We start from the raw sequence: 24,506 nt of genomic DNA, 5'->3' as shown, positions 1-24,506 counted from the left end.
CCACTCTCGAAACGAGTCCACCGCGTGGAATCCACGTACCGATCACGAACGGGACCGGTGTGGGAACACGCTGACGAGGGTTTCACCGGACAGACCGCCGCGGCGGTCAGCGGCGAAGTTCCGCCCGTCGAGCGGTGTCTGGAGTGGGACGAAGAGACGATCGAGAACACGACGGAGAACGCTGAAGAAAGCCTAGAATAGCTGATATACGAAAAGACGATTGCGCTCTTCGTGATACAGCTGCTATGGTCGAAACGGAGTGGCCGAAACTCGGTGGAACGAAATTACAGTACAGCGACCACACGTGGGAGCTCACCGGTACGGTCGAGATCGCGGAAACCGGTGACGTGCTGGCGGTCGAAGCGAAGCAAGTGGACGACGTCCGCGGGCGGAAGGCCAACCTTCGGTTTGGCCTTCAATACGGCACTCCTTCCCTGAACCCGGGCAATCTCGGGTCCCACTTCGACAGGCTCGAACGAGAGGGCGACAGGCAGTATCTCGTCGTCAAAACGGAGCCCCAGACCTATCGATACGAACTCCGCGGACTCGAGTACGAGTGACTGATACCACGCGGTAAACGCTGTCTCCTGTCGGACACCCGGCGGCGAACGCTCGATCGGGTACCGATTTCTGCGAGCGTCGGTGAGCGCACTGAGTGTCCGTCGCGAATAGGCGAGACTATTTCACCGTGTTCGTGGTACCGACTCTTCCCGGAACGAGAGCACGGCGCTTGCGACGAGCGAGACGGGAACCGGAACGGAGCCTCGACGCGGTAACGATCACGGTCGAGGCGCAGGCGGTTCTTCAGGCCGGGAGGGATCGCTCCGTGACCGAAGACGAACGCCATCAGACAAGACAATGAACGACATTCGAGACAGAACATCGTGGCGAGAATCCACCGATATCGAGACAGCCGTTTCCGACGTTCGGTCGGCTGGACAGAAACTGGACGACCCGGACGACCTCGATCGACTCGTCGAGCGATTCGGCGACAGAAAATACGTCCTGATCGGGGAAGCCTCCCACGGGACGTCGGAGTTCTATCGGTGGCGATCGCGACTGACTGCCAGACTCATCCAGGAGCAGGAGTTCTCGTTCGTCGCCGTCGAGGGCGACTGGACGGACTGTTACGAGGCCAATCGATACGTCAAGGACCTCCCGGGGTCCCCTGAGACTAGCCGCGAGGTCCTGGAAACCTTCGACCGGTGGCCGAACTGGATGTGGGCCAACTGGGAAGTACTCGAGTTCCTCGACTGGCTGGCGGTACACAACCAACTCCTCGACGAGGACGACCGAATCGGCTTCTTCGGACTCGACGTTTACAGCCTGTTCGAGTCGCTGGAAGCGGTCGTCGACTATCTCGAGGACGTGGACCCGGACGCCGCAGCCGAAGCGAGGGAGGCGTACCGGTGTTTCGAACCGTACGGCGAGGACGCCCAGGAGTACGCCCAAGCGCTCAGGATGGTCCCCGAGACCTGCGAGGACGAGGTCATCGATACGTTGACGCAACTTCAGGCGGCTGCCCCGGCGTACGACCACGGTCGAGACGACTATTTCAACGCCGAACAGAACGCACTCGTCGCGAAAAACGCCGAACAGTACTACCGAGAGATGGCTCGAGGCAACACTGATTCGTGGAACGTCCGGGACCGACACATGGTCGAGACGCTCGAGCGCCTCCAGAGTCATCACGGCTCGGATTCCAAAGGAATCATCTGGGCACACAACACGCACGTCGGCGACGCTCGGGCGACGGATATGGAACAACGAGGACGGCTCAACATCGGCCAACTCGTTCGACAACACGAGGGTCGGTCGGAAACGGCGTTGATCGGCATGGGAACGTATCGCGGGACCGTCATCGCCGCGGAGTCGTGGAACGCGCCGATGGAGGAGATGACAGTTCCGCCAGCACAGGACGGGAGCTACGAACATGTCTTCGATCGGGCCGGCGGGCACGATCAGTTCTTGGTGACTGACGATCTTGACGACGACGCAGCACTCGGCCAGCCCCGTGGGAATCGCGCTATCGGCGTCGTGTACCATCCCGACCGCGAATCCGGAACCTACGTGCCGACCGTCCTTCCCGATCGCTACGACGCGTTCATCCACCTCGACGAAACGAGTGCGCTCCATCCGCTCGCCCAGCACGCCGACCGAACGCACGTCCCGGACCTCTATCCGTGGGGACTGTGACCCGATAGGTCCCGATTTCGCTCGCGACAGTGCAGCAGATCGCGAGGAATCTCGCTGTAGGCACCGGATAGAACTACCCGTGTCGCGGTGGTCGGGAGCCGTAGCCGAACAAGACGGTGATTTCGCACCATGGACGATCAAGAATTCATCACGACCGTTCGCCGACGGGCGAACCTCGAGTCGGACCAGTCGCCCGAACGGTGACAACGGCAACGCTCCCGACGTTCTCCTCTCGCATCCGATCTGCAACGGTGGTTATGCTGTCGGCTCGAGCGGCCGTTACGACATCTGTCGCGGCGATTTCTTTGACGATTTCCATTGCTTCAAACCTGAGACAGCACAGGCACCATACAAGCTTATACCCATCAATTATACTACTAACTGGCATGGTTGGCCGAGAGTGTCATTTCCCGTCTTCACCCGACGAGACATCATCCATCCGCGTGGGTGGGTCCAGAGTCCCCCGGCCGATCGGACGTGGCCTTCCCCCAGTCGATCGGCTGCGCCAGAACGGGGTATTATTTAATTGGCCGTCGGACGGGGCTCCATGACACTCGTCGCCGTCGACTTCGAGACGCTGTCCCAGTCAGATCTGTCGGTCCTCCTCGGCCAGGAGGCCGACGTCGAGAGCGAGATTCGCGGCCTCCTCGAGCAGGGGCTTCGTGACGAGATCGACTTCGCGACGAGCCTTCGACACCGAGTCTCGTTGCTCGAGGGGATGCCGGCAGACCAGGTCGAAACAGCGTTCGAGCGGTGCCAGTTGCGCGACGGCGCCGCCGAGTTGATCGCGGACTTGCGACGATCGGATGTCTCCGTGGCGATCATCACGGGTAGTTTCGAACGAGGCGTCGAGACGGCACTCGAGCGCGCCGATATCGCGGTCGATCACCTCGTCGCGAACCGGCTCGTGCTGGAAAACGGGGCACTGACAGGCGAAGTTGACGGTCCGCTGCTCGAGGACGAAAAGGACCGTCCCCTCGGAGAGCTCGCCGTCGCTGAGGATGTCGACCTCGACAGAACGATTGCCGTCGGCAGTGGGAGCACCGATCTGCCGATGCTCCGGGCTGCCGGGACCGCTGTCGGATTCGAGCCGGAACCGGTCGTCGAGCAGTACTCTGATGAGGTCGTGACGTCGATACGGAAACTCCGCCTCTACTTCGAACAGCACGACGTTATTGACGCGGACGGTCCCGAATCCTGATCAAAAAGGCGCTCCCGTGGCGAGGCCGAAACCGATTCTCGAGTGCGAAGCGCTGTCGGGCTCCCCTCCTTCAGCGTCTCGTCGAATCAGTCGTCCCACGGCTCGACGTCCGCCGACCAGACACACTCCTCGAACTCCGTTGTGTGAGTTCGACAACCCACGGGGAGTACTCCCAGCGGGCGTCGTTGAGCTTCTTTCGTGTCGTCGCATCGAGTGTCTCCTCTCCTGCATTTTCGAGCGAGACGTTCGCCCGTCCCTCCAGTCGACTCTCGCGCTCGAGGATGGGGCGCTGTTTACGGCTGGGACTGTGACGATCCTGCGGTTCCCGGTATGGACGGCTCGATCCGACGAGATTACTGTTCTACCGGTGTGTCGGCCCGCCGAAGTCACGAGATAGCACGATGGCGTGTGGCAGGTACGTCACTCGATGAGCGAACAAACTCGACCGGTAACTCACGTTCTCAGCTCGATCGAGGGGTCCGACGAGGCGTTCGGCGCACTGGCGTACAGTTTCCGGCGTTTCCCGACGCGGCTCACACCGCGCGACGCGTGATCAGTCCGATAGTTGACTTCCGGCGAATACGACACGTCAACCGGCACGCCATTACCGATGCGGGCGGAAACGAACGCCGACTCGACCCCGTATTTCAGTTTAGATTCTCGGCGAACCAGTCGGCCGCCACGTCGGCGACTTCCTCGAGTTCCCCCTCGCCCTCGAAGAGGTGCCCCGCACCCTCGACGACGTGAAGGTCCTTCTCGCAACGGAGTTCCTCGAGGGCATCGCGATTGAGTTCGAGCACTTGCGTGTCGTTCCCGCCGACGATGAACAAGGACGGTGCCTGGACCTCGTCAAGCAGCTCGGACGCCATGTCGACGCGACCGCCGCGCGAGACGACGGCGTCGACATCGCCCCCCAAGCGCGCGGCTGCCCGGAGCGCGGACGCGGCGCCCGTGCTGGATCCGAAGTAGCCGATTTTCGCGTTCGGAACGTCCTCGCGATTCCACAGCCACTCGGTAACCGCCACGAGGCGGTCCGTCAACAGCGGGATATCGAAGCGGTTCTCTCTGACCCGATCTTCCTCCTCGGTGAGGAGGTCAAACAGCAGGGTGCCGAGGCCTCGATCTCGGATGACCTCCGCGACGAAGTTGTTGCGGGGACTCTTTCGACTGGATCCACTCCCGTGAGCGAAGACGACCACCCCCGGCGCATCCGCCGGGATTTCGAGCATCCCTTCCAGTTCGACGTCGTCGACCGGAATGGATACGAGGGTCTCTGAGTGCTGTGCCATATCTGGTCCAACACCGCCGGTGACAATTATACACGGGGGTGTCCCCCGTTCGAGTGGGTGACCGTTCGCTTCTGTGATACTACCCGTGTATTATGTAGACACGTGCTGTTCGTCAAGCCGGGACCCATGGAGACAGATCGGCAATTCAGAGACCGGACGGAGGCGGGAGAGCAACTCGCGGAGGCGCTCCGGGAGCGAGAGATCGATGCAGATATCGCGCTCGCCATTCCTCGGGGCGGCCTTCCGCTCGGACGGGCAGTCGCCGACGCGCTCGACGTCCCGCTCGACATCGTCGTCGCGAAGAAAATCGGCGCCCCGGGTAATCCGGAGTTCGCTATCGGTGCCGTCGCGAGCGACGGAAGTGTCTGGCAGAACGAGACGGCGTTCCGCGGAACGGGCGGTGACGAGGAATACTTCGAGCAACAGCGCGAGGAGGAAGCGGCAAACGCACGTCAGAAAGCCGAACGCTACCGAGGCGATCAGGCCGAACCAGACCTGACGGACGAGACCGTGGTCGTCGTGGACGACGGCGTGGCGACGGGATCGACCGTCAGGGCCTGTCTCAAGAAGCTGCAGGGAAGTGACGCCGATCGTATCGTCCTCGCAGTACCGGTCGGTCCGCCAGACACCATCGACGAACTCGAGGAGGAGACCGACGAGGTCGTCTGCCTCGAGACGCCGCGGGACTTCAGGGGCGTCGGGCAGTTTTACGCGAACTTCGGGCAGGTGTCCGACGAGGAGGCGATGGCGTATCTCGAGCGGTAATCGGAAGCGGACGAGAACGGCGGTGGATTCCTCGAATCCGGGAATCACCATGTCGATACTTGGAGTTCGGTGACGAACTGCCACTGCTGGCAGCGTCGTTCCGGCGGGATAGCAACACGATCGATCAGAAAAAGTCACCAACCATGGATATTGCAGATATCGTATCAGCGGAGTACGTCGAATTCACGCCAGAAGCAACCGTCTCGAAGCTCGTCGGGACGTTCGCGGATTCCGCGGTCAAGGGCGTCGTGATCCGTGACGACGAGTTCGAGGGGGTCGTCACCAGGAGACAACTCGCGACCTCGCATCGCCAACCCGACGAAAAGCTCGGATCGCTCGTCTGGCACGTGCCGCGGCTCGCGCCGGACGAGGACGTTCGCAAGGTGGCACAGCTCATGATCGACAGCGATTCACGGTTACTCCCGGTGTTCGAAGGCCAGGAGCTGGTCGGCGTCGTCACCGTCGACGATATCCTCCGGAAGGTCGAGCCGTTCCTCGACGCGGCGACCGTCGCCGAGGCCCACTCCGCCGATCTCGTCTCGATCGGCCCGGCGACCACCCTCGGAGACGCACTCAATGTCTTTCGTGAGAATCACATCACGCACCTTCCGGTCGTCGAGGGGAACGAAGCAGTCGGTATCCTCAGCCTCTACGATGTGACCGGTATCACGGTTCGAGCCGAGGTGCAGAGCCAGGGCGGCGATGCGGGCGGGACGGATCCGTTCGGGGGTGAAATATCCGCCAGCACCGCCCGCGCGGGACGCGGCGGCTTCGGCGCTCGAGAGGGGGAGTCCGAGCGGATGCTGGACCTCCCGGTCCGGGATATCATGGTCTCGCCGGTGCGCACGATTCGGCCGGACGAGACGCTCGACGTCGCCGTCGACGAAATGTTCGAAATCGACGCGTCGTCGCTGGTCGTCACCGAGAACGGTGCGCCACACGGCATCGTCACGAAGACCGATGTCCTCGACTCGCTCACGTGGGAGGCTGGCGGAACACGCGGCGTCCAGGTCTACGGCACCGACCTGATTGATGACGTGGCCTACGACGAAATCGTGGCGATGGTCGAGAAGTTCGACGACAGGGACCACGGGATGAACGTCCTCGACGCGAGGGTCCACCTCCACGAACACGACGAGACGCGCCGCGGGCGGCCGCTCCTGCTCGCGCGGATTCGACTACACACCGATCGCGGGCTCTACATCGCCTCCGGCGAGGGCTACGGCGCGAGCCACGCGATAAACGAGGCCAAGGAGGTCCTGGAACGGCAGATCCGTGATAAGAAGACCTACGGACAGAGCAAGAAGCCCCCGAGCGAAGCGTTCTGGGAGAAACGCTTCGGCTGGCTGCTCGAGGAGTGATCGATCCCACCACCTTCCGTGATGAGTCCCCAGCGGGGGGTGGTCAGCGAACCACGGTCACTGGAACGGTCGCCCGTTCGACGATCGACTTCGCGACGCTGCCGAGCATCAACCCCGCACGCTCCGATCGCCCCCGGTGGCCGACGAAGATCGTGTCGAATCCCTCGGACTCGGCGTAGTCAGCGATCTCTGCGACCGGATTGCCGTAGAGGAGTTCGACCGCGACGTCGTGACCGAGTTCGTCGGCGAAGGCGGCCGCCTCGTCAGTGAGATCCAGGCCCCGCTGTTCGGCGTCCGCGACGCTCTCGAGGATCAAGCGCGCGTCCGCATCCGAAAGCGACGTGATCGGTTCGCTCCCGCCCTCGTCGTAAGCGGTGGGGTCGACCGCGTGGACCACCGTGATCGATCCGTCAGTCGCGTCCGCGATATCGGCGGCGTAGGCGAGGGCGTTCTCGGACTCTTCGGATCCGTCGACGGCCACGAGGAGTTGCATACGTCTCGTCCATCGCCGACGGAGTTAAACGTGGTCGGCTGTCTTACTCGGTGATAGTTTCCGATGGGGTTCTGGGGGCCCGTCACCGAACGGGTTTGCGCCGGAGAGACGGCGTCAACCGAACGTCGGGCGGGACACCAGCGGTCCGAACGATACGAGGTCGACGATCGGATTCGGAGTCAGTGTCACCTGTACCGAGACGCGTGATGGCGGACTGGCTGGACGACGTTCTCGAGCCGACGGCCGGCCGAGGCCGACATCGAACCGGATATCGATCGCTGAGAGCGCACGTTGCCCCGACGATTGCAGGTGCCACTGACTTATGCTGCCTACTGGTGCAGGTGCCACTGACTTATGCTGCCTACTGGTAGTCAATAACATGTGTGTCCTCTGCACGGACGACGATGTCGGTAAGCCGGTCGAGAACGACGACGGAGAGAAGGTCGGCGTCGTTGCATCGGTAGACGGTGATGTCGTCCATGTCCGGCCCAACGCAGACGCCGTCAATTCGGGCGCCCCCTCAGACGGCGCGGCGGGCGTCGTCGACCGGACGCGCCAACTGGACGCGGACTCCGTCCGCGAAATCACCGACGACGCCGTCCGACTCGAGGGCGACCTGCCGATGGAAGACGAGGCAGTCGAGGAAAAGCGATATCACGGCCTCGAGGCTGATCCGACCGCCCTGACCGGTGACGGAGACCCCGTCACGCCGAACGAGTTCTCTGTCGAACCGGACGAGGATATGGAACCGACCGATGCGGCCGTCGAACCGGACGAGGATATGGAACCGACCGACGCGGCCGTCGAACCGGACGAGGATATGGAACCGACCGACGAACCGCGTCACACGGACGGGGACGACGAGCAGGAGGTGGCGACAGTCCGCGACGACACGGACGACGACGAAAGCAGGGACGAATCGACGTAACGGTCGCGCCGAGGGTTTGTTTGTCGGCCGTCATCAGTCTCACAACCCCTCGTCCTCGAGTTTTCGGTCTCGAGAGGCAGTCAGGTCGACGGCTGCGAACCGCTGCTCACGCCAATCTTTATTAGAGGGATTATCGTAGCCAACCGGATGGTTCGCGGTACAGAGGGTGACACTGTGTTTCGATCCCCGAACAGGATATCTATGAACTCCGACGAGAACCCCTATCAGTGCTCGCTTGCGGAAGGAGCTACAGCGTATGTTTAAACCGGATGATGGGTGGATCGTACTTTTTTCGGGCGGCAAGGAGTCCTCGTTGGCACTCTACCAGGCCCTCGAGAACGGCCGTGACGTCCGCAGACTGGTCTTTGTCCACTCGCCGACGGCCGCCTCGGCATACCACGCGCCCGCGGCGCCCGTGGTCAGACTTGCCGCACAGAGTATCGGAATCCCGCTCGTCAACGCCGGACTCCCTGCCGTCGACGTCGAGCCTCCCGACATCGACGCGGACTTCGCGCCTGACACGGAAGTAGCGGAGGGAACTGAGATCGACTCCTTCGAAAACACCATCCACGCGCTGGACGCCGAGCTCAACGGCGGCGTCACCGGGATTATCGTGGGTACCGTCGAGAGCGAGCACCGGACGGATCACGTTCGATCGATCTGTAACCGTGTGGGCTGTGACTTCTGTGCACCGCTGTTGGGTGTGGACCCGCGCGAGCTCGCGGAGACGATGATCGAGTCAGGGCTCGAGATCGTCGTCGTCGAAGTGACGGCCCCTGGGTTCGACGAGTCCTGGCTCGGCCGGCGACTGGATCGCGACGCGCTCGCCGAGTTGGAAGCCCTTCGTCGCGATCAGGGCGTCCACCTCCTCGGAGAGGGCGGAGAGTTCGAGACGGTCGTCACCGATGGGCCACACATGTCCCGTCCCATCGCCTTCGAGTCCCACCGCGAGTGGCACGGCTCTTGGGGCCGATTGCGGATCACCGACGCGTGGCTCGAAGCGCCGGACGAAGCGGACCGACACTGATCGCTGAAATCATTTTCCCGCTCGAGAGCGAACCGCTACGTATGCAATACGGCGAGATCACGTGACAGATGCGCGAACGCGACGGGCAGCGAACGTACGAGATTGGCGGCTACTTTCGACCCCACCTTGAGTCGAAGTCACCAGAGTACAGACGGACCACCATCGCCGATCTGACAGAAGACCAGGCGCGGACCCTGTACGAGGTCATCGGTGAGCGGCTACCGGAGAAATCAACGGCACAGTATTTCTATCGGCTGCGACGCTCGAGGGGCGTTCCGATACCGAACCGAAACTGAGTGCTGGACGGTTAGCGTGGCCGTCCCGTCCTCGCTGAGACCGCCGACCGGTTCGAACGAACCCATCATATACCTGTCAGACATCATGGTATCAAGGTTGGTGGTCCATCCAGCCATGGACGGTACTATCGAATCGTCGGCGGTATCCGGAACCGAGGGTTGCACTGTCGTTCGATCACCGTTCGTTGCGAAACCGGTCGGATGGGTCGATTTGAATGGTGATATCGATCGTCGATTCACTCGGTTCCGGACCGGCCGTCCAGTCGCTCCGAAATCGAGTCAGCGAGGTCAGTGAGATAGGCCGTCCCCCACAGCGTGACGATCACCGCGCCGATGGCGTCGAAGACGAGGTCGCGGATCGTGTCATCGATACCGTGCTGGACGAGGACGGCGTCGAGTTCGAGTTGCGCTGCGCTCCAGTCGACGAGAAACTCGAGGAGTTCCCAGATAACGCCGGCCGCGAGGACGAAGACCAGAATGAACACGCCCATCATCGTCGGCGGGATATACACGTGGTCCGTGTGAACGTTGACCGCACGGAAGAACGCGTAGCCGGCGGCGGCGACGATCGACGCGGACAGCGCGTGCGTAATCGTGTCCCACGTTCCGACCGTGACGTAAAAGCCGGTGGTGCCGAGCGCGTGCAGAAAGACCGCCGTGGTGATCCAGAGGACGAGCCCCGCGTCCATCGGGAGGTCGTACTCTCGCTCGAGGAGGGCCGGAACGAAGGTAATCGCGAGCGCGAGAGCGGCGTTGGCGACCGTCGGCAGGTCGCGCGCATAGAGTCCCCAACACAGGACAAGCGCGAGGACGAACTGCATCGCCCGGCTGGTCTGGCGTTGACGACGCGGAGAGAGACCAAGCCGGTCTCTGAGTTTCGGCGCCTCGGTTTCGGCGTGATCGTCGGGGAGCGGCTTCGGTGGAACGTAGGTACGTTCCGTCGGAGACCGGTCTCGCGACCGAAAGTACACGTCGAAGACGATTCCGCCCCCGAATCCGGCGACGCCGGCGTTGACGAACTCGAGCATCACGTCGTTGTTGATCGCGGCCTGCGAGCGGCCGTCGAGCAGGAACGAGGTTCCCAGGGCGACGTCGGCGAACCACTGCAGGACGTTCCAGACGCCGGCGACCGAGAGTGTCGTGAGCACCACGAATCCGATCGCGAACGTGTGGGTCATCCGCACCGCCGTAAACTGGTGGAGTTCGACGGCAATCACGAGCGCCAGCGCGGCGACGGCGAGGTACGTGACCGTGTCGATTACGAGCCCGTGGCCGGAGAAAGGGTGCCAGAGTAGCGGGATGGCGACGATCACCGCGAGTTCCCACGGGGGCATAACGCGCGGGTCACGATACGTGAACGGGGGAACGAGGAGAATCGCGACGACGGACGCCGTGATGAACGTCCAGTCGAACGCGCCTTCGGCGACCGTCACGACGAGCGTGAGACAGAGAACCGCGACGATCCCCCAGCCGACGAAGGCGTTCGATTCCGTCTCGGGAAGTAACCCACTGAGGTCATCTCCGTCCATACGTCCACGGTGAACGTGGAGCGATAAGTCCGTGTCCGTTTCCCGGTGTGCGATCGACACCGACGAACGAATCGTTCCGACGGAGTCACGAGCTGCGAGGTCACACGCGACTACTTACGGACCCAGGATGAAGTGCGAGCGGGTGACGACGATGAAAAATCAGGAGATCGCACAGCTACTCTACGAGATCGCCGACTTCCTCGAAATCGAGGACGTGGAGTACAAACCTCGCGCCTATCGCACCGCCGCACGAAACGTCGAATCGCTCTCCGAGCCCGTCGAAGACGTGTACGAGCGAGGGGAGCTCGAAGCGATCGACGGCGTCGGTGAGTCGATCGCCGAGAAGATTGCCGACTATCTCGAAACGGGGCAGCTAGCGTACTACGAGGAACTAAAAGCCGATCTTCCGATCGACATCGAAGCGATCACCAGCGTCTCCGGCGTCGGTCCGAAGACCGCCAAGAAGCTCTACTTCGAACTCGGCGTGACCACCCTCGAGGACCTCGAGCGCGCCGCCGACGCGGGCGAGATCGCTCCCCTCGAGGGGTTCGGTGAGAAATCACAGCAGTCGATTCTCGATCACGTCGAGCGAGCGAAGCGGGGACAAGAGCGGATGCTTCTGGGGCGGGCGATTCCGATCGGTCGGGAACTCGAGACGCGACTCCAGTCGGCCGACGAGTTCGAGCGCGTGGACATCGTCGGCTCGTTCCGACGGCGACGCCCGACGGTCGGTGACCTCGACGTGTTAGCCACTGCACCCAACCCGGCAGCGGCGACGGACGTCTTTTGCACGCACGACGACGTGACGGAGGTTCTCGCTCGCGGTGAGACCAAGTCGTCGGTCGTGGTCTCCGGAGACCTCCAAGTGGACCTCCGGATCGTTGACGAGCGGGAATACGGCGCCGCACTCGTCTACTTCACGGGGTCGAAAGATCACAATATCGCGCTCCGCAACCGAGCGATCGACCGCGACTGGAAGCTCAATGAGTACGGACTCTTCGACGTCGGCGACGGAGACGACAGAGACGACACGAGAGGGGGACGACGGATCGGCGAACGCATCGCAAGCGAGACCGAGGAAGCGATCTACAACGCACTCGAACTCGACTGGATCCCGCCGGAGCTTCGCGAGAACACGGGAGAGCTCGATGCCTCGGCGGCCGGAGAGTTACCGGATTTGATCGAGCGATCCGACATTCGGGGCGATCTCCAGGTCCACACCGAGTACTCCGACGGATCGGGGACCGTTCGCGAGATGGCCGAAGCCGCAGACGAACGCGATCTGGAGTACGTCCTCCTTACCGATCACGGACCGCATGCGCCGATTCCGGAGACACTCGATCGGGAGCGCTTCGATCGACAACGAACGGATATCGATGAGGTCAACGCCGACGACGACATAGACGTCACGGTCCTCCAGGGCATCGAAGCCGAAATCACGGCGGACGGACTCGAGGTTCCCGAGGACTGGTGTGCAGACTGCGATCTGATAGTCGCCGGACTCCACGGTCGGTTACGGGACCCGACCGACCGCGTGATCGACGCGTTCCGGGAGTCCCCGATCGACATGTTCGCACATCCGACGAACCGCTTGCGCACGGAACGCGAGCCGCTCGATCTCGATCTGGACGCCGTCATGGAGGCGGCCGCCGCCGAACGCGTCGCGATCGAGATCAACGCCCAACCCGAGCGACTCGATCTCGAGTGGGAATCGGTCAAAGAGTACCGGGAGACGGTCCGATACGTCGTCTCGACCGACGCCCATACGACGGGAGAACTGGATACCATGGACCTCGGTATCTCCCAGGCCCGCCGCGGCTGGTGCGAAGTCGATGCCGTCCTCAATACTCGTCCATTGGAAGAACTGCAGTCGTACTTCGCCGGCTGAGACCCTTGCCCAATCGATACTGATGCGATGCACGACGGTCTATGATCGACTCGGAAATCTCTCGACTACCTCCGAACCATGTCCTGCGTTCTGTATATCTACTGTATAATCATCGTCTACCAGCTTGCCACAGCAGGTAATAAGCTATTTTCGACGCGAATTCCGTGACACCCATACGTTTGTAATAGAGTCGTCAAATACCCATCATATAATGGGTGTATTCCCGGGATACCCAGTGAAATAGTCGTAACGGTTCGGCGGTGTGGAACATCTTACGTCATCGTGGCCCGCAGACGATCTGTCTCTCGAGGACGTTCGTCTGGCTCGACCTCGAGGAGCTATCGCGCGTTACCGCAGAGGGGATGTCAAGTATCGTGCTCTGCGAACGCATCGCCGGCGTCTTTGGCCATTTCTTTTGCCTCGATATGTGAGTAGGACTTCCGAACTACTTCCTCGCTATTATCGAGAAGGCGAGCAGCAGAAGTGAACCCACGCTGTCGGACCATCACTTCACCAGCACCGCGACGGCCACCGTGCAGTGCGAGATACCCGTGGGTATCGTCGAGATCAATCTCGGCTTCCTCGCACAGCCGTCGCATAACACGGCGAGCGCCGTCGGTGTTAATCGAGGACGGCGCCAATTCATGTTCACGGAGCGCTTCGAAAACAGCCGGTTGGCCCGTGAGCTCGTCGACGAACTCCCCGATATCGCCCGGAGACCAATCGTGTTCGTCACGAAGTCCCGTTTGAAGCGTCTCGTAGAGCGTCGGAAGATGAAACGTTGGAAATACCGGCCAGTCGTCCCCAGCGGGATCGAGCAAGTCTTTGTATCGCGACATAGGATTTATAACTTGTTTCGTCAGCGATCGATCGGACCAGTTCTGTTTTTTCGCGAGAACAGTCATCGTTCGATCCTCGAGAGAGACGTCACCCCACTTGAGGCCGTTGCGCCGCTCGTCCTTCGGATCCGCAACTATCTCCCCGCCCCGAACCCCGGAGTAGCAGAGAACGTAGACGAGCGCACGGTCCCGAAACTCCTGAATAGCGTCGAGCCCCTTCTCGTCAGCAGCATCGTGTGCGCGTTTGTCGACGTACCGTGTAATCAGTGACCGGTGTTCGTCGGTCCAGGCCTGTTGATCCCCGGACCGTCGGCCATCGTTTTCGGGGAGCGGTTCCTTCGCGACGTTCCGCTGGGCGTAGTTCGCCTCGAGGAGCCCCTCGCGAACACACCAGCCGATGTAAGCACTGACGTGCGCGTAATACGTTTGAACCGTCCCCGGAGCGAGGTCCCGACTCGTGAGCTCGCGCGCGTATCGCCGGAAGGTTCGCTCGTCGAGTTCGTCGAACGTCCCGTCCGAGTAGGACTCTGTCTCGAGCCACTCGAGAAAGTCATCGGCACAGCGCTCGAGATTCCGCTGGTAGTTCCCGCTCCCCTTCTCACCCTTCGACTTCGATCGAAGGAATGCCTCGAGTGGCTCTGCAACTGCTGTCGATCCACGATTCATACTCGCTCACCCTCGAGAGCCGATTTCCTGCTGGATTCCATCGTTCGTGGTTCGGAGAGGGAGCCGACCCCCATAAAACCACGCTTGATTATTCAACTAATCAAGTGTGTTTTGTCCACGCTGAATTCTCCCGGTATCTGTGGGTAGAGGCGTGGAGCGCCCCAGATCCGCCTATTATAAACTATATGTAGCTATACCAAATATCGTCGCTGAACACGAGGCTCGCTGGCATCGTGATACGGCCGACAAGTCCCACATGTACGACCATCGACTCCGATATGATCGAGCACAGGATGCTCACCATCTCAGTGATCATCCCGGATTCGATAAGAACGCCGAGGTAGATACCAGCAGGCAGGGGGATTCACATGTACATCATCACATTCCCAGGGTACGTCTCGACTATTCGTGTCACTTCCGGTTGCAGTCATCTCCGAACGGCTGCTGCTGACCGCTGTGCATTACATGTGTATGATTGTCAAGTAGAATGAGTTCAAGCGGTGACGATGGTTTTGTTGTCATTGCATACCGTAGAACGGGCTTATCATCCCCCCGATCAGTCGCAGCGAACGGATTATTTTCGCCCGTCTCGCGCTTCGGTTACTCTGGCCCCTTCGCATCGACTCCAGCGACGAGAGATCCGCTCACTCCCGGCGGTTTTGCTTTACAATCGTATAATTGTAAATACCATGTTACCGAACTCATTATACAATTTAAGTTCTGAACGGCGGAGAAAGACGGGCGAAAATAGCAGAAGGGAAACCGATATCGAACGGACGGCCGACAGTCCCTGTTCTATATCGTGAAACGGACGTCACTGATGTTGGATATTGAGCTCTATTACGTTCGCGATTCCCAAAACTGTCTCCGGGAGTTCCTCGTAGAAATACGCTCCCTGCATGCGATGCGTGGGGCCGGCAACGCTGATCGACCCGATGACCTGACCGGTAGCGTCGAAAACGGGCGCGGCGACACTTCGGAGCCCGTTCAACCGCTCTTCGTCGTCGAACGCGATCTTCCGTTCGCGGATTTCCTCGAGTTGCTCGCGGAGGACATCCTCATCCGTGATCGTATTTTCGGTGATACGGGCCAGGCCGTCTCGGTCGATGATACCATCGCGACGGTCGGCAGGGAGGTGTGCCAGAATGACTTTTCCGAGCGCCGTACAGTGGAGGGGGACGCGATCACCGATGCCGGTGTCGATATGGGCCGCCTCTGATCCACTGTCCCGGTAGATGAAAACGCCCTCTCCGTGTTCTTCGACCATCAACCCCGAAATTTCGTCGGTCTTTTCGGCGAGTTTCTCGACTTCGGGGTGAGCGACCTGGTACAGCGCGTGCTGTCCTCTCGTGCGTTCGCCGGCCCGGAGGAATTTCAATCCCGTTTGATACTCACCGTTCTCTCGGACGACGTACCCCGCCCGCTCTAACGTCAACAGGTGATGGTGAACGGTGCTTTTCGGAAGATCGACGTGATTTGCCAGTTCCGTCACTCCCGCTCCCTCGAGTTCGATCATTGCTTCGACGATTCCGAACGTCCGGTCGATCGCTTGTATGCCGGTCGTGCCTTCCTCTGCCATGGAGTAGGTATTGGAACCCACCCACATAGTTGTTCGGTATCGTAGAACGCTACTCATTTTCCCGGACAATTGTTTACTATCTTGCTCATATCATACACGTTCCAATCCCAAATATTCTGTGGAGTTTATCACCGTAACTTCAGAAACGACTCGTGGGAAGCGCGTACTCACGAACCCCCCTGCTCGAGTTCCGTCCTGTATCGTGAAACGGCCATGGTGTGGAATAACACATATACTATTCGAGCCAGTGTGTTCGAGTATGAGTACGACAGGGGACGGAGACCCGTGGGGAATAACGACGCTCGACCTCTTCGAGTTGCTCGAGGACGCCGTTCACTCAGACCAATCGTGGGCAGTCGCGACCGTTATCGCCGTCGACGGCTCCGCGTACCGCAGACCGGGTGCGAAGATGCTGTTCGGGCCCGACGACTCGGCGTTCGGCGGTATCACGGCCGGCTGTCTCGAGGGCCCCCTCGCAGATATCGCCAGCGAGGTCCGTCGGGCGGACGAGCCGGAGATTGCGACGTTCGACCTGACGTCCGACGATGACGGATGGGGGCTCGGTCTCGGGTGCGAGGGAATCGTCGACATACTGGTCGAGCCCGTGACTCGGTCGTGGCAAGCGCCGGTCGAGGCGTATCACCGCGGGGAACCGATCGCGCTCGCAACGGTGACCGACGACACGGCGCCGGTTCCGGTGGGGACCCGCGCGGGTATCACGGTGGACGGGACGTCGATCGAAACCGGCGAGCCGTCACTCCCGTCGTCAGTTCTCGAGGCCGTCTCCGAGCGAGCCGGGGAACTGGCGGCCGCCGGTCGATCCGAGACGGTGACCGTTACGACAAGGGACGGATCCGTCGACGTCTTCGTCGACGGAATCGACCCGATCGACCGGCTGCTGATCTTCGGCGGCCAGCCCGATACCCGCCCGGTCTCACGGCTCGCGCGTTCGGTTGGTCTCCACGTGACCGTCGCGACCGCGCGAGGCGGCCAGGCCGACCCGGACCGGTTTCCGAACGCAGATCGCGTCGTCGCGACGCATCCGACCGACCTCGAGGAGTTAGTCGACGACCGGACATCGGTCGTACTCATGTCTCATAACCTTCTCGACGACCGTCTCGCCCTCGAGGCGCTACTCGAGACCGAGGTTCCGTTCATCGGACTAATGGGACCGCGCGACCGATTTCAGCGGATCCGCGAGGGCCTCGAGGACGACGGAGTGACGCTGTCGGCGGCCGACCGGGATCGCATCGCCACGCCGGTCGGTCTCGATCTCGGGGGCGGAGAGACCGTCGAAATCGCGCTGAGCATCGTCGGAGAGGTCGTCGCAGCGAGTAACGGTCGCGACGGCGGCCGGCTTCGCGATCGAGAGGGGCCGATCCACGACCGGGTTCAGTCGCAGCCGGAGTGACGCAGGCGTCGGAGATCGGCCACCGTATCGACGTCGATCGCAATTCCTGAATCGTCCACAGGAACGAGACGGACGTCGGCCGACTCGAACAGCGCTCGCCCGCCAATGTCGCCCGAAACGGCTGTCAGGGGATCGAAGTGGCGCGCATCGAAAAGCACCGGATTTCCGCGCCGATCGCCGTCGGTCGGCGCGACGATCCCCTCGTTGCCGTCGCGGTAGCCGTCGACGACCGCTCGAACGGTCGCCGGATCGACGCAGGGCATGTCGCCGGGAAGAAAGAGGACGGCGTCCGCATCGGCGTCGCGCGCGGCGCGAGCGCCGAGTCGAACCGAGCGGCTCTGTCCGCGGTCGTAGTCGCCGTTATCGATCGTGTCGTCCACGAACGTCGCCACCACGGGACGAACGCGATCGGCGTCGTGGCCGACGATGCCGATCGTGTGCTCGAGCGGTGACGTCGCGAGCGTGCGCGCTGCGTGACTGACAATCGGTTCGTCCTCGAGTCGAGCCAGCAGCTTGTTGCCGTCCTCGAACCGCGAACCGGTGCCGGCAGCGAGTACCACGCCCACGACGTCACTCATGGTTCACTCGAGTGAGACGCCTTCCGGGCCGCGGGGCAGGTAGTTCCGGTCGCCGGGTTCGGCGAGCAGTTCGTCGTCCTCGACGACGACCTCGCCGCCGATGATCGTGTGCGTCGGGAGCCCGGTCAGTTCGTCGCCGTGGAACGTGGAGTAGCCCGGCTCCATCGTGTGGTAGAAGTCGTCGTCGACGACGGTGCTCTTCTCGAGGTCGACGATAACCATGTCGGCGTCGGAGCCTTCGGCGAGCGCGCCTTTTCGCGGGTACAGACCCCAGCGCTTGGCGTTGTTGGTCGAGCAGACCTCGACGAGGCGCTCCATGCTGACGCGGTTCTTGTTGACGCCCTCGCTCATCATCACGGGCAGGAAGTACTCGATACCGTTGTTGTCGCCGGGAATCGCGTCCCAGATATCGCCGTGTTTCCCCGTGTCCTTCTCCTTGAACTCGAGTTTGTGCGGACAGTGATCGGTGCCGACGTAGTCGATGACGCCGTTTCGAATCCCTTCCCAGAGGCGCGTCTTGCTCTCCTCGCCGCGAAGCGGGGGCGAAATCTTCCCCCAGACGCCGAGATCGTCCTGCTCGTAGGTGTGAGAGAGGAACGCCGGCAGTGTTTCCGCGTGGAGGTTGACGCCCTGCTCCTGGTAGCGCTTACAGATGTCGACGCCCTCGGCCGTGCTCATGTGGACGATGTACGCCCGAGAGTCGGTGTACTCCGTGAGTCGACCGATCTGTTCGATCTGCATCGCCTCACAGATGTTCGGTGCGGACTCGGACCAGGCCTCGAGGTCGTTGCGCCCCTCCGCCTGCAGTTCCTTTCGGCGCTGGATTGCGAGGTCCTCGTTCTCAGCGTGGAACATGACGACGCCGCCGGGGATATCGGACACCCTATCGAGCACCTTGTAGACCCCGCCCGCGTCGGAGTGGTCGATCCCGAGTTCGGGGGAGGCGTTCTTGTACCAGTTGAAGAAGATCTTGTAGGATCGAATCCCCTCGTCGGCGAGTCCCTCGATCTCCTCGACGTGGTGGTCCTGGTGGACGATCGCGTGGTAGGCGAAGTCGATGTAGGAGTTTTCCTCGCCCGCCCGCTTGAAGAAGTCCATGTCGGGCAGGTACGGCTCCTTTTGCAGGAGGAAGTTGACGACCGTCGTCACGCCGCCGTGGATCGCACCGCGCGTTTCGGTCTCGAAGTCGTGCTCGAGGCCCTCGTGGTAGTCGAACTCGTACCGGGAGAGCCCCCAGTGAACGTGCGGGTCGATGAAGCCGGGGATCAGATAGTTACCCTCGGCGTCGATCTCTCGATCGGCCTCGGGGAGGTTCGATTCGGTGCCGACACCGACGATGATGCCGTCGTTCGCCGCTACGCTGCCGTTGATAGTGCCATCAGGAGTGACAACTCGTGCGTTGACCACTCGAAGGTCTACAGTCGATTCGACCATACGATGTGTACTCTTCCCACCCTACTTGAGTGTAATCGTTCGAGCGCGCGGGCACCCGAATCGCAACACAACGTTTATGGGCTGTTCGAAGGTAGAGGTACCATATTCCATGAGTACAGATAGCACAGACGGTGCTGCCGAGCGACCGACCGAAGAGATCACCGTGATCGTCAACGGCGAACCGGTTACTGCGGAAGTCGAACCGCGACTCAAACTCTCGGATTTCCTCCGGTACGAGTGCGACCTGCACGGCGTCCGCGTTGGGTGTGAACACGGCGTCTGCGGCGCGTGTACCGTCCAGCAGGACGGGCGGACCACGAAGAGCTGTCTCTCCTACGCCGTTCAGGCCGACGGTGCCGAGATCGAGACCGTCGAGGGACTCGCCGAGGAGGAGACGGACTCGCTGCATCCCATTCAGGAAGCGTTCCACGAGACCCACGCGCTCCAGTGTGGCTTTTGCACCAGCGGTTTCGTGATGGCGACCAAGGAGCTCCTCGAGGAGAATCCGGATCCGACGCGCGAGGAGATCGAGGAGGGGCTGGCGGACAACATCTGCCGCTGTACCGGCTACCAGAACATCTACGAGGCGGTCGAACGGGCCGCCGACGCGATGGAGGACTGACCATGTCTACGTCACACCCGGCCGAAACCGACGCCGACGCCGAATCGGACTCGAGCCGCGAGTCGTTCACGGGGCAAGGGCTCCCGCGAGTCGAGGACCACCGCATTCTGACGGGCGAAGCCGAGTACATCCACGACATCACGCCGGAGAACTGCCTGCACATGGCGCTGGTGCGCAGCATGCACGCCCACGCCGAAATCGTCTCCATCGACACCGAGGAGGCCGAGGCCCACCCGGACTGCGAACTTGTCCTCACCGCCGAGGATATCAAGAGTGAGTACAACCCGATGCCGACCGGTGTCGGCCGCATCGCGACGGGTGAAGACGGCGAACCGGCCGCGCTCCCCGAGTGGGCGCTAGCCGACGAGAAGGTCCGGTTCGTCGGGGAACCGGTCGTCGCCGTCGTCGCGTCCGACAGATACGCCGCAGAGGACATCGCCGACCTGGTGGACGTCGAGTACGAGACCATGGACGCGGTCGCCGACGGGATGGCCGCCCGCGAAGACGAGGTCGTGCTCCACGAATCCGTCGGCTCGAACGTCGTCGACAACGAACGCCTCGAGTTCGGCGACCCTGATGCGGCGTTCGAGGACGCCGATCACGTCGTCGAGGGAGAGTACACGTGGGGACGCATCTCGGGCGTCCCACTCGAGACGGCCGGTGCCGTCGCTACCTACGACGAGGAGTCCGACTCCTTCGACATCGACTGTAACATCCAGTTGCACACCCTCGTCGACAACATGATCTACGAGACGCTGGGATACGAGGCCGACGACGTACGGGTGAACGTTCCCGCCGACGTCGGCGGCAGCTACGGGACGAAGATCGGCATTCACCGCTACTGCTGTCTGACGTCCATGGCGAGCCAGCAACTCGAGCGCCCCGTGAAGTTCGAGGAAGACCGGCTCGAGAACCTTCAGGGCGGGGACATGCACTCCTCGGATCGGGAGTATCAGATGCGGATGGCCGTCGACGACGACGGAACGATGCGCGGACTCGACGTCTGGTTCGTCGACGACTTCGGCGCGTACCCCCGCTATCCGATCAACCAGGTGCTCAAGCCGCTGTCGGTGCTGACGAACTCCTACGAGATCGACGACGTCACCTACGAGTACGACCTCGTACTGACAAACAAGACATCTCAGACCGCCTACCGAGGGTTCGGCGTCGATCCCCACATTTACGCCCTCGAGATGATCGTCGACGAGGCGGCTCGAGCGCTCGATATGGATCCGACGGAGTTCCGCCGCCGGAACCTGATCCGGCCCGAGCAGATGCCGTACACGCTTCCCTCCAAGAACCTCTACGATTCGGGCGACTATCCCGCGACGCTCGACCGGATCGAGGAGATCATCGCAGACGAGCGCGACGGCGGCCTGCTGGATCCCGAGATCGTCGCCGCGAAACGCGAGGAGGGGAAGTACCGCGGCGTCCAGCCGAGCGTCATTATCGAACCCGGCGCCAGCGGCTCCGACTGGACCGATCGCCAGCGAACCGACAAGGACGACCTCGCGACGCGCTCGCGCGACGAGGTCGAGGAACTGCCCGAGCACCTCCGCGCCGAGATCCGCGCAGACGGCTCCATTCACGCGTTCCTCGCGACCGACTCCTCCGGACAGGGCCACCAGACGCTGGTCTCCCAGCTACTCGCGGACGAACTCGAGGTCTTGCCGAGCGACATCGAGGTCGGCTATCTCGACAGCGTCGACGCGCCGACCGAGTACGGGAGCGCGGCGTCCCGGATGGCCGTCATGCTCTCGGGCGCGACGGTCGGCGTCGCCGAGCGACTCCTCGCCAACGTCGAGGAACTCGCGGCCGACCACTGGGGCGTCTCGACCGACGACGTCACCTACCACGACGGGACCGTCGATCGGCTCGGCGGCAACGACTCGCTCTCGCTGGCCGAAATCGCCGAACTCGACGCGGAGACGAACGCCGCTGACGAGCGGCGGACGCGCGTGAGCTACAATTACGACCATCCCGCGACGGACCTCGAGGAGTTCGACGAGGCGCTGACGTCGAAGCTTCCGGTCTACCCGACGGCCGCGTTCGGCGCGAACGCGCCCATCGTCGAGGTCGACGTCAACACCGGCTCGGTGGAGATCCTTACGTTCCACACCGTCCGCGACTGCGGAACGATGCTCAACCCGATGATCGTCGAGGGGCAGGCCCACGGCGGCATCGCACAGGGGATCGGTGCCGCCCTGCTCGAGGAGTTCGGCTACGAGGAGAACGGCCAGCCCCAGGCGATCACGCTGTTCGATTACCTGCTGCCGTCGATCGAGAACGTGCCGGAGATCCAGATGGAACACACCGAGACGCCGTCGCCGTTCACCGAAACGGGCGCGAAAGGCGTCGGCGAGGGCGGGATGATCGACGCGCCCGCGAGCATCGCGACCTCGATCAACGCGGCCCTCGATCCGCTCTCGGTCGAGGAACCCGCGAGTCAGATCCCGGTCGCCCCGGACCACCTCCGGAAGAAGCTCCGCGAGTCCGAACAGTAGCCGACTCGGCGTCTCCGCTCCCGTTCGTTCGCTGTTCGGTTCGAACTATCTGCACGGATCGCTCTCGCATTCTCCGCACGGAACGGCAGTGCTGCCCCGAGCAGCGACAGTGTTGCCCCGAGTGGCGAGTGGACGTTTTCTCCACAACCTAGCGAACGGACGGCCTGAGAACACGCTGGTGGACCGACAGTCGGCACTCGACACTCGAGCGAGAACAGACCGAACGGACCGAAAAACCATCGAACGGGCCGAAACGAAACCGGGGCCGCGGTCGGCCGAAAACTGCGCGACTAGTCGTCCGTCTCGAGCGTGGCGTCTTGCTCTGGCGCGGCCTCGAGTTCGGAGTTGGCCTCGACGCCCTCGTCGGCTTTCGCCTGCATCTTCGAGAAGAATTTCTTGACCAGCCGTTTGGTGACGCTCTTGAGCGCGCGGCCGCCGAGGCTCGCGATCGTTCCGGAGACGTCGGCGGTCGCCGACCAGACGACGGTCGTGCCGCCGCTGGCGTTCTCCTTGAGTTCCATCTCCGCGACCGTCTCGAACTCGTTTCGCGGCGCGTGGCCGACCGCTTTCATCTCGAGGACGTCCGGACGATCGGCGCGAGTGACGACGACATCGACGTCGAATTCGGGCTTGACGCTCCCGACGCCGACGGCCATGACCGCCTCGATCTCGTGTGGGGAAATGAGGGTCATCTCCTTGCAGCCGGGCGCACACTCCGTGAGGATATCGGTGTCCGTAAAGTACGGCCAGAGCTCATCTTTCGACTGTTCCATCTCGTTTTCGCCGGTGAATTCTAACATTATATCTCGGTTGCTACTGCGCGTTCGTACGATGTTTCGAGCGAGCGTTTGGCGTACTCGCCGGCCACTTCCTCCTTGTAGTCCCGATCGGCGTGCATCTCCGATTCGGGGGTGACCGCTGACGCGACGGTCTCGACGACTGCCTCGAGAGCCTCCGCCGAGAGTGAACCACCTTCGACGTGGGCCTCCGCGTCCTCGACTCGGAGCGGGATATCTGCGGCGTTCGCCATGGCGATCCGGGCGTCCTCGACGACCGGTTCGTCCGCGGTCGGATCGTCGACCCGGATCGAGGTCGCCGCGCTGACGGTCGGGAACGTCTGGGCCGCCCGTTTGAGTTCGAGGAACGTCATTCCGGTTCGCTCGGGCGGGAACGGCTCCGTCGGGATCGAGACGGACTCGATGAGCTCCTCCTCACGGAGATCCGTGAACATGTAGGCGATGAAGTACTCGTCGACGGGGACGTCGCGAGTTCCCTCGAGCGAACGGAGGTGAATCGTCCCCTCGAGCGCCGCCAGCGCTGCGGGATAGTTCCCGGCCGGGTCGGCTTCACCGATGCTTCCGCCCAGCGTCCCCTGATTGCGAACTGACGGGCCGGCGATCTGTCCGGCGGCCTCGGGGAGCATCGGCATGCACTCGGCGAGCCGGTCGGAGCGCTCGATCGTCCGGTGACGCGTCATCGCCCCGATCCGGACCGCGTCGTCGTCCACGTCGATGAACGCGAGCTCGTCGACGCCGTTGAGATCGACGAGGTGGTCGGGCGTCGCCAGTCGGTTCGCCATCACGATGCCGAGCGACTGGTTCCCCGCGAGGAGTTCGGCGTCCTCGAGTTCCTCGAGGCGCTCGAGGGTTTCGTCGACTGTCTCCGGTCGGTGGTGGGTGAACGGTGCTGGCTTCATACTCCCTCGGGACGCGTGATCGTGGAGCCGATAGCGGCCTGTTGGCAGTCGAAACTGAACCGATGCGTGTGGGTGGTATGGGTAATCATGGGTCTGTCACACGGATACCAAACGATTTGATCAACGGTACTAATAAATGTTGTCACAATTCGTTGTGAGAAACCGGCTGACTGGATCCGTATCGTGGATCCGAACGATCCGTTC

Annotated in this window: 23 protein-coding genes; 13 read left to right on the top strand and 10 right to left on the bottom strand. The window is 62.3% G+C overall.

Annotated elements, in window-relative coordinates:
• The first annotated feature begins 24 nt into the window (after positions 1 to 24).
• The 3 genes from ACEWFR_RS12085 (at position 25) to ACEWFR_RS12075 (ending at position 2,196) form a co-directional block, all read left to right on the top strand.
• Positions 25 to 201 carry a hypothetical protein gene (locus ACEWFR_RS12085; RefSeq protein ID WP_374061264.1) on the top strand — a complete coding sequence of 59 codons (177 nt, stop codon included), beginning with the start codon at positions 25 to 27 and terminating at the stop codon, positions 199 to 201.
• A 44-nt stretch (positions 202 to 245) separates the two neighbouring features.
• Positions 246 to 560 carry a hypothetical protein gene (locus ACEWFR_RS12080; protein WP_374061263.1) on the top strand — a complete coding sequence of 105 codons (315 nt, stop codon included), beginning with the start codon at positions 246 to 248 and terminating at the stop codon, positions 558 to 560.
• 298 nt (positions 561 to 858) lie between these two features.
• Entirely contained in the window at positions 859 to 2,196 is a 1,338-nt protein-coding gene (locus ACEWFR_RS12075) for an erythromycin esterase family protein (RefSeq protein ID WP_374061262.1), read from the top strand.
• Between the two features lie 148 nt (positions 2,197 to 2,344).
• Here ACEWFR_RS12075 and ACEWFR_RS12070 read toward each other — a convergent pair whose 3' ends face one another.
• Positions 2,345 to 2,515, bottom strand: a complete 171-nt coding sequence (locus ACEWFR_RS12070; RefSeq protein WP_374061261.1) for a CBS domain-containing protein — start codon at positions 2,513 to 2,515, stop codon at positions 2,345 to 2,347.
• 228 nt (positions 2,516 to 2,743) lie between these two features.
• Between ACEWFR_RS12070 and ACEWFR_RS12065 the strand changes: the two genes are divergently transcribed.
• A complete protein-coding gene (locus ACEWFR_RS12065; protein WP_374061260.1) occupies positions 2,744 to 3,397 on the top strand; it encodes an HAD family hydrolase in 654 nt (217 codons plus the stop codon).
• Between the two features lie 647 nt (positions 3,398 to 4,044).
• On the opposite strand, the gene ACEWFR_RS12060 is transcribed toward ACEWFR_RS12065, so the two are convergent.
• Positions 4,045 to 4,686 (bottom strand): dienelactone hydrolase family protein, encoded by a 642-nt coding sequence (locus tag ACEWFR_RS12060; protein ID WP_374061259.1) that lies wholly within the window; start codon positions 4,684 to 4,686, stop codon positions 4,045 to 4,047.
• A gap of 126 nt (positions 4,687 to 4,812) precedes the next feature.
• Here ACEWFR_RS12060 and ACEWFR_RS12055 point away from each other — a divergent pair, with 126 nt between their 5' ends.
• Positions 4,813 to 5,451 carry a phosphoribosyltransferase gene (locus tag ACEWFR_RS12055; RefSeq protein ID WP_374061258.1) on the top strand — a complete coding sequence of 213 codons (639 nt, stop codon included), beginning with the start codon at positions 4,813 to 4,815 and terminating at the stop codon, positions 5,449 to 5,451.
• A gap of 143 nt (positions 5,452 to 5,594) precedes the next feature.
• The gene (locus tag ACEWFR_RS12050; RefSeq protein WP_374061257.1) at positions 5,595 to 6,812 is read left to right on the top strand and encodes a CBS domain-containing protein; all 1,218 of its coding nucleotides are present in this window, start codon (positions 5,595 to 5,597) and stop codon (positions 6,810 to 6,812) included.
• Between the two features lie 43 nt (positions 6,813 to 6,855).
• Here ACEWFR_RS12050 and ACEWFR_RS12045 read toward each other — a convergent pair whose 3' ends face one another.
• Positions 6,856 to 7,305 carry a universal stress protein gene (locus ACEWFR_RS12045; protein ID WP_374061256.1) on the bottom strand — a complete coding sequence of 150 codons (450 nt, stop codon included), beginning with the start codon at positions 7,303 to 7,305 and terminating at the stop codon, positions 6,856 to 6,858.
• A gap of 379 nt (positions 7,306 to 7,684) precedes the next feature.
• Here ACEWFR_RS12045 and ACEWFR_RS12040 point away from each other — a divergent pair, with 379 nt between their 5' ends.
• The 3 genes from ACEWFR_RS12040 (at position 7,685) to ACEWFR_RS12030 (ending at position 9,556) form a co-directional block, all read left to right on the top strand.
• Positions 7,685 to 8,233: a hypothetical protein gene (locus ACEWFR_RS12040; protein ID WP_374061255.1), complete on the top strand. Its 549-nt coding sequence runs from the start codon at positions 7,685 to 7,687 to the stop codon at positions 8,231 to 8,233.
• Between the two features lie 256 nt (positions 8,234 to 8,489).
• Positions 8,490 to 9,260, top strand: a complete 771-nt coding sequence (locus ACEWFR_RS12035; RefSeq protein WP_374061254.1) for a diphthine--ammonia ligase — start codon at positions 8,490 to 8,492, stop codon at positions 9,258 to 9,260.
• 68 nt (positions 9,261 to 9,328) lie between these two features.
• On the top strand, positions 9,329 to 9,556 hold the full coding sequence (locus tag ACEWFR_RS12030) for a hypothetical protein (RefSeq protein ID WP_374061253.1): 228 nt from the start codon (positions 9,329 to 9,331) through the stop codon (positions 9,554 to 9,556).
• Positions 9,557 to 9,792: 236 nt separating this feature from the next.
• Here ACEWFR_RS12030 and ACEWFR_RS12025 read toward each other — a convergent pair whose 3' ends face one another.
• The gene (locus ACEWFR_RS12025) at positions 9,793 to 11,085 is read right to left on the bottom strand and encodes a hypothetical protein (RefSeq protein WP_374061252.1); all 1,293 of its coding nucleotides are present in this window, start codon (positions 11,083 to 11,085) and stop codon (positions 9,793 to 9,795) included.
• 151 nt (positions 11,086 to 11,236) lie between these two features.
• Between ACEWFR_RS12025 and ACEWFR_RS12020 the strand changes: the two genes are divergently transcribed.
• The gene (locus ACEWFR_RS12020; protein WP_374061251.1) at positions 11,237 to 12,973 is read left to right on the top strand and encodes a helix-hairpin-helix domain-containing protein; all 1,737 of its coding nucleotides are present in this window, start codon (positions 11,237 to 11,239) and stop codon (positions 12,971 to 12,973) included.
• A 365-nt stretch (positions 12,974 to 13,338) separates the two neighbouring features.
• Here the strand turns inward: ACEWFR_RS12020 and ACEWFR_RS12015 are convergent, their stop codons facing one another.
• On the bottom strand, positions 13,339 to 14,478 hold the full coding sequence (locus tag ACEWFR_RS12015; protein ID WP_374061250.1) for a tyrosine-type recombinase/integrase: 1,140 nt from the start codon (positions 14,476 to 14,478) through the stop codon (positions 13,339 to 13,341).
• 814 nt (positions 14,479 to 15,292) lie between these two features.
• Positions 15,293 to 16,057 (bottom strand): IclR family transcriptional regulator, encoded by a 765-nt coding sequence (locus tag ACEWFR_RS12010; RefSeq protein WP_374061249.1) that lies wholly within the window; start codon positions 16,055 to 16,057, stop codon positions 15,293 to 15,295.
• Positions 16,058 to 16,316: 259 nt separating this feature from the next.
• Here ACEWFR_RS12010 and ACEWFR_RS12005 point away from each other — a divergent pair, with 259 nt between their 5' ends.
• A complete protein-coding gene (locus tag ACEWFR_RS12005) occupies positions 16,317 to 17,468 on the top strand; it encodes an XdhC family protein (protein WP_374061248.1) in 1,152 nt (383 codons plus the stop codon).
• Here the strand turns inward: ACEWFR_RS12005 and ACEWFR_RS12000 are convergent.
• The gene (locus ACEWFR_RS12000) at positions 17,450 to 18,046 is read right to left on the bottom strand and encodes an NTP transferase domain-containing protein (RefSeq protein WP_374061247.1); all 597 of its coding nucleotides are present in this window, start codon (positions 18,044 to 18,046) and stop codon (positions 17,450 to 17,452) included. The two genes, ACEWFR_RS12005 and ACEWFR_RS12000, sit on opposite strands and share 19 nt — an antisense overlap.
• Positions 18,047 to 18,049: 3 nt before the next feature.
• On the bottom strand, positions 18,050 to 19,480 hold the full coding sequence (locus tag ACEWFR_RS11995; RefSeq protein WP_374061246.1) for a dihydroorotase family protein: 1,431 nt from the start codon (positions 19,478 to 19,480) through the stop codon (positions 18,050 to 18,052).
• A 109-nt stretch (positions 19,481 to 19,589) separates the two neighbouring features.
• Here ACEWFR_RS11995 and ACEWFR_RS11990 point away from each other — a divergent pair, with 109 nt between their 5' ends.
• Both ACEWFR_RS11990 and ACEWFR_RS11985 read left to right on the top strand, forming a co-directional pair.
• Positions 19,590 to 20,102 carry a (2Fe-2S)-binding protein gene (locus ACEWFR_RS11990; RefSeq protein ID WP_226042066.1) on the top strand — a complete coding sequence of 171 codons (513 nt, stop codon included), beginning with the start codon at positions 19,590 to 19,592 and terminating at the stop codon, positions 20,100 to 20,102.
• A 2-nt stretch (positions 20,103 to 20,104) separates the two neighbouring features.
• Positions 20,105 to 22,606, top strand: a complete 2,502-nt coding sequence (locus ACEWFR_RS11985; protein ID WP_374061245.1) for a xanthine dehydrogenase family protein molybdopterin-binding subunit — start codon at positions 20,105 to 20,107, stop codon at positions 22,604 to 22,606.
• Positions 22,607 to 22,896: 290 nt separating this feature from the next.
• Here the strand turns inward: ACEWFR_RS11985 and ACEWFR_RS11980 are convergent, their stop codons facing one another.
• Entirely contained in the window at positions 22,897 to 23,406 is a 510-nt protein-coding gene (locus ACEWFR_RS11980; protein WP_374061244.1) for a CoxG family protein, read from the bottom strand.
• Entirely contained in the window at positions 23,406 to 24,302 is an 897-nt protein-coding gene (locus tag ACEWFR_RS11975) for a xanthine dehydrogenase family protein subunit M (protein WP_374061243.1), read from the bottom strand. Before ACEWFR_RS11975 ends, ACEWFR_RS11980 begins: the two co-directional genes overlap by 1 nt.
• Between the last annotated feature and the right edge of the window lie 204 nt (positions 24,303 to 24,506).

Origin of the sequence: Natrinema sp. H-ect4 (assembly GCF_041894845.1) — an archaeon.
Taxonomy (GTDB): Archaea; Halobacteriota; Halobacteria; order Halobacteriales; family Natrialbaceae; genus Natrinema.
This window is presented reverse-complemented; position numbering and strand designations above follow the sequence as displayed.

What these genes read in the sequence shown, in the direction of transcription:
- ACEWFR_RS11995 (WP_374061246.1), bottom strand. Translation starts at nt 19,480, where the DNA reads ATGGTCGAATCGACTGTAGACCTTCGAGTGGTCAACGCACGAGTTGTC.
- ACEWFR_RS12035 (WP_374061254.1), top strand. Translation starts at nt 8,490, where the DNA reads ATGTTTAAACCGGATGATGGGTGGATCGTACTTTTTTCGGGCGGCAAG.
- ACEWFR_RS12015 (WP_374061250.1), bottom strand. Translation starts at nt 14,478, where the DNA reads ATGAATCGTGGATCGACAGCAGTTGCAGAGCCACTCGAGGCATTCCTT.
- ACEWFR_RS12060 (WP_374061259.1), bottom strand. Translation starts at nt 4,686, where the DNA reads ATGGCACAGCACTCAGAGACCCTCGTATCCATTCCGGTCGACGACGTC.
- ACEWFR_RS12080 (WP_374061263.1), top strand. Translation starts at nt 246, where the DNA reads ATGGTCGAAACGGAGTGGCCGAAACTCGGTGGAACGAAATTACAGTAC.
- ACEWFR_RS12020 (WP_374061251.1), top strand. Translation starts at nt 11,237, where the DNA reads ATGAAAAATCAGGAGATCGCACAGCTACTCTACGAGATCGCCGACTTC.
- ACEWFR_RS11985 (WP_374061245.1), top strand. Translation starts at nt 20,105, where the DNA reads ATGTCTACGTCACACCCGGCCGAAACCGACGCCGACGCCGAATCGGAC.
- ACEWFR_RS12050 (WP_374061257.1), top strand. Translation starts at nt 5,595, where the DNA reads ATGGATATTGCAGATATCGTATCAGCGGAGTACGTCGAATTCACGCCA.
- ACEWFR_RS12070 (WP_374061261.1), bottom strand. Translation starts at nt 2,515, where the DNA reads ATGGAAATCGTCAAAGAAATCGCCGCGACAGATGTCGTAACGGCCGCT.
- ACEWFR_RS11980 (WP_374061244.1), bottom strand. Translation starts at nt 23,406, where the DNA reads ATGTTAGAATTCACCGGCGAAAACGAGATGGAACAGTCGAAAGATGAG.
- ACEWFR_RS12045 (WP_374061256.1), bottom strand. Translation starts at nt 7,305, where the DNA reads ATGCAACTCCTCGTGGCCGTCGACGGATCCGAAGAGTCCGAGAACGCC.
- ACEWFR_RS11975 (WP_374061243.1), bottom strand. Translation starts at nt 24,302, where the DNA reads ATGAAGCCAGCACCGTTCACCCACCACCGACCGGAGACAGTCGACGAA.
- ACEWFR_RS12075 (WP_374061262.1), top strand. Translation starts at nt 859, where the DNA reads ATGAACGACATTCGAGACAGAACATCGTGGCGAGAATCCACCGATATC.
- ACEWFR_RS12055 (WP_374061258.1), top strand. Translation starts at nt 4,813, where the DNA reads ATGGAGACAGATCGGCAATTCAGAGACCGGACGGAGGCGGGAGAGCAA.
- ACEWFR_RS12065 (WP_374061260.1), top strand. Translation starts at nt 2,744, where the DNA reads ATGACACTCGTCGCCGTCGACTTCGAGACGCTGTCCCAGTCAGATCTG.
- ACEWFR_RS12005 (WP_374061248.1), top strand. Translation starts at nt 16,317, where the DNA reads ATGAGTACGACAGGGGACGGAGACCCGTGGGGAATAACGACGCTCGAC.
- ACEWFR_RS12010 (WP_374061249.1), bottom strand. Translation starts at nt 16,057, where the DNA reads ATGGCAGAGGAAGGCACGACCGGCATACAAGCGATCGACCGGACGTTC.
- ACEWFR_RS12025 (WP_374061252.1), bottom strand. Translation starts at nt 11,085, where the DNA reads ATGGACGGAGATGACCTCAGTGGGTTACTTCCCGAGACGGAATCGAAC.
- ACEWFR_RS12030 (WP_374061253.1), top strand. Translation starts at nt 9,329, where the DNA reads ATGCGCGAACGCGACGGGCAGCGAACGTACGAGATTGGCGGCTACTTT.
- ACEWFR_RS12000 (WP_374061247.1), bottom strand. Translation starts at nt 18,046, where the DNA reads ATGAGTGACGTCGTGGGCGTGGTACTCGCTGCCGGCACCGGTTCGCGG.
- ACEWFR_RS11990 (WP_226042066.1), top strand. Translation starts at nt 19,590, where the DNA reads ATGAGTACAGATAGCACAGACGGTGCTGCCGAGCGACCGACCGAAGAG.
- ACEWFR_RS12040 (WP_374061255.1), top strand. Translation starts at nt 7,685, where the DNA reads ATGTGTGTCCTCTGCACGGACGACGATGTCGGTAAGCCGGTCGAGAAC.